Source organism: Candidatus Accumulibacter vicinus (assembly GCF_000584955.1).
Classification (GTDB): Bacteria; Pseudomonadota; Gammaproteobacteria; order Burkholderiales; family Rhodocyclaceae; genus Accumulibacter; species Accumulibacter vicinus.
Map to the genome: position 1 here is coordinate 36,274 of NZ_JDSS02000027.1, position 3,726 is coordinate 39,999.

The 3,726-nt window shown below is 59.5% G+C and carries 3 protein-coding genes and 1 pseudogene; all 4 read right to left on the reverse strand.

The genetic code is table 11. The annotated features are described in order from the left end of the window. Window positions 1-226, reverse strand: a pseudogene (locus CAPSK01_RS12635) (class III cytochrome C family protein); the annotation flags it as partial. Further along, window positions 223-813, reverse strand: a complete 591-nt coding sequence (locus tag CAPSK01_RS12640; protein ID WP_034927124.1) for a hypothetical protein — start codon at window positions 811-813, stop codon at window positions 223-225. The pseudogene CAPSK01_RS12635 and the gene CAPSK01_RS12640, both read right to left, overlap by 4 nt. Continuing rightward, on the reverse strand, window positions 814-2,067 hold the full coding sequence (locus CAPSK01_RS12645) for a 2Fe-2S iron-sulfur cluster-binding protein (RefSeq protein ID WP_273703626.1): 1,254 nt from the start codon (window positions 2,065-2,067) through the stop codon (window positions 814-816). It abuts the gene before it with no gap. A gap of 382 nt (window positions 2,068-2,449) precedes the next feature. Continuing rightward, window positions 2,450-3,571 (reverse strand): ISAs1 family transposase, encoded by a 1,122-nt coding sequence (locus CAPSK01_RS12650; protein ID WP_034927129.1) that lies wholly within the window; start codon window positions 3,569-3,571, stop codon window positions 2,450-2,452. Window positions 3,572-3,726 lie beyond the last annotated feature (155 nt).

Below are 3,726 nucleotides of genomic sequence, written 5' to 3' on the forward strand. Positions count from 1 at the left end.
GCCCAATGCTCGTGAGCCTGCCGATCTCTTCCGGCTTGTGGCAGGTCGTGCAGCGTTCAGTCGTAGTCCCGAAGAACGGCGCGTGGCAGGCAAAGCAGTCTGTTTCGAGCTTGCCGTGGCCGGGAATCAGCTTGCCGGGTCCGACCATCAAATGAGGATAGACGAAGGACAGGATGGCCAGGACGATGAGATTGGTCGCCAGAACGATCTTGAGGGTCTTGCTCATCGCCACCCCCAGAACAGGAAGATGCTGACGATGTGGCCTAGCGCCAGCACAGCAAAGACAATGAAGATCGGAATGTGAACCTTTCGCCACTTGGTCATGGCGTCAAAGGTCACCGATTCCCAGAACACCGCCTGATCGACCTCGGCCTTGGGCAAGCCGCGCAACTGGTATTGCTCGCGCTGGGCCTGGACATGTTCGCGCGCGCGGCCCAGCAACATCTTGCCGACCATGCCGCTGATGACGTTGACGCCCATGGCGATGGTGGCCAGCCAGGGCAGGATGGCATTGAAATGCACGCCGGCATGGAGCAGCACCATCCAGGAGCCGAGCCAGGTGCCGAGTTCGTGCATCCTGAGCCAGAATTTGACGTTCCCCGATGCGATGACTTTCCGCTTGCGCAGGGAATAGGTCAGCGAACCGATGATCAGCAAGGTGCCGGGGATGCCGAGATAGCGCCCCACCCAGACCAGATCGAGACGATGGAGCAGATAGTCGCCGACGACGGTTGCCGTGCCGAGCAGGGAGACCAACAGCGTGAACGGCAGGATGTGGTTCCGCCAGAGCGAGGCTGTGCCGGGTATCGTCATTCAGGCCTCCAGCGTCACATGGGTCTTCGGGGTGCAGACGCACATCAGGCAGGTGCCGGGTTCGGGATCATAGTCCGGAGATTGCCGATAGGACACTTCGCCGGAGCGTATCGTGGTCTGACAGGTGCCGCAGCCCCCGGCGCGGCAGCCCGAGTCGATGGCGATCCCCTGGGATTCGGCGAATTCCAGCAGACTACCCGACTGCGGCGACCAGCGAGCCTGCTTGCCCGATTTGGCGAAGGTCACTGTAATGTCGCTTGCGGGCGCAGCAATGGCGCCCCCGTTAGCGGGGGTCTCCGCTTTGCGGCGTTTGATGCACGCGGGACCGAAGGCTTCGAAGTGGATGTGCGAATCGGGGACGCCCCAGTCCTCCAGCCCCGCCACCAAGCTTTCCATCATCGGGGTGGGTCCGCAGATGTAGTAGTGGTAGGGCCTCAGCGGCAATTCCATGCGGAACAGATTCACGTCCACGCGCCCGCGGTGGTGAAAGTCCCTGCCCGGTTGATCTTCCGGCAGCGGGTCGCTGAAGCACAAGCGTAGATGGACGTTGGGCTTGGCGGCGGCGATTGCGCCCAGATGCGCTGCAAAGGCGGTTTCCTTGCTGTTGCGCACGCCATAGAAGAACCAGACTTCGCGTTCGGGTTGGTACGACCGGCACCAGTTGAGCATGCTGAGCATGGGCGTGATGCCGATACCGCCAGCGATCAGGACTATGGGGCTGCTGCCCGGTTCGAGATAGAAGTGTCCTGAGGGAGCCCGGACTTGAAGTGTCATACCGACCTGAATATGGTCGTGGAAGAAGTTCGAGGAGCGCCCTGGGAGATGATCGCTCTTCGGTGGAGGCGGTACCCGTTTGATCGAAACACGATAATGGTCGGACTGAGGGGCATCCGACAGGGAGTAGCAGCGGGTTATCTGCTCGGTGCCACTGCCGTCGGCCTTGGGAACGTCCAAACGGAAGGTCAGGAACTGGCCAGGCTTGTATGACGGAAGTGCCTGCCTGTCCTCGGGCTCCAGGTAGAAAGAACAGATTTGCCTTGCGGCGTCTTCTAAAACGCGTTGGGCAACCTTGAAAGGGCGAAATCCTGACCAGCCAGCCACTCCCGCCTTTGGCAGGCTGACCGCGGGTATCGATTCGTCTGCTTCGGGCTGTCCGTGCTTGAGCCGGCTGTAGGACTGCCAGTGCTGCCAGAAACTGATGCCTAGGAACAGCCCCACCTGCAAAGCGATGCCGAGAACAATCCACAGCAGCAAGCCGAGAGATGTCATAACTCAGGGTAGGTGGCTGGTTTCAGGGTGGGGCGGCCGATCCGTTGTCAGCTTTCGGGATACATGAAACGGCGGCAAGTTGTCCGCTAACGGTATTTCGTGCTCTTGATGCATGACGCCCAGGTTAACCCGGCAAAAATGCAGAGTATTTTTGTCCGTGTTGAACCTACAGTTGAACGAAGGCGCTCCGCGGAGGAGCCGGTGGCGACGCGCTCGCATCACAATCTGAGCTCCCTCGAACGAGGGACTCTCCCCTGACGAAACCGGAGGTCATCTTATATGAGCACATCACCGGAAGCAACGTTTGCGCGCATGAGACATTTTCACGGCGATTGCTTACATATATATCATAATGTCTATCCCAGCCTCACTGCCGCTCCGCAAGTCCAAGTAGTTCAACCCGGTAGTCCGGGTGGCGGTCGGCGAGTTTTCGGCGACGGCGTAGGCTGCGCTCGGGGTGACGTTGGTCGTTGCGCAAGGCCGACAGGGCGAACTTGCGCAACGCTGAGAAATTCCGTGCGCCGTGGCCTTTGTTGATCCGGCAGTGGTCTTCGCAGAAAGTGACATTAAGCACCCAATGCATCGCCTCGATACCCCAGTGAGCACGCACCGCATGAGCGAACTGTTCGACCGTCTTCACTCCGGAACTGGCGATGAAATAGCGACGGTCGATAGAGATTTTGCCGTTGATTTCCTGCTCAGACTCGATCATGCCAACGGCGCTCAGCTTGGCCCAGTTCTCGCGGACGGACTGGTCCATCCACGACACATCCGTCACCAAGGCGGCCCGGCGGGTCTCAAGGCGGCCATGATCCTTCTCGGTCCAGACGCGTTTTTGGACGTTAATGTTGCGCCAGTCAAACGCCTCGGCCGTCTCGAAAAACTCGACGAGGTGCTCCGACAGGTTCTTCCGGTTGTCCTTGACCGCCAGCACGTATTCGCCGCCCTGAGCCGTAATCTTGTCAGCGATATCCGTTTGGCACCCCAAGGCGTCCATCGTCACGATACACCCCTTGAGCACCAAGGTATCCAGCAGCGCTCGGGTCGCCGCCAGTTCGTTGCCCTTGCCTGCGCTACCTTCCTGTCCCAGCGAGAGGCCCATCTCCGTGGCGTAGGCGCTGACCATGTGCAACGCCGTATGGGGTCCCTCTTTCGACCCCCTCAACGTCTTGCCGTCAAACGCTACAACCCCCTTGACCACGCCGACTAGACTGGCTACCCACTGCCGAAAGCAGCGCTCAAAGACGGCCGCATCCAGGACTCGAAACACCTTCCCAAAGGTGTCATGCGACGGGCTGCCATGCGCCCGCACCAAGAAAGTTTTCAGCCAACTTTGTTCATCCTCACACCAGTCCGCTACGTCCACCCAGCTATCGGCACCGCACAGTACCGCGCAGATCGCCATCACAATCATCTCTTGCAAGTCGTAGCACCGTGCCGGCCCTCGCCGGTGATCCTGAATCTGCGCAAATGCCTCAGGTAGCGTCATCTTCGCCTCCGAAAAAGGTGGGTAGCAAACGCGATTCCAAAGCCGATTGCAAGCTTTTTATTGAGGCCAACCCCCCATCACTTTTGGCGGAAACTCAGGACATTTGCGTAAGCAATCGCCGTGGAGACATTTTCGATGTGTCGATTTTCCAGCGC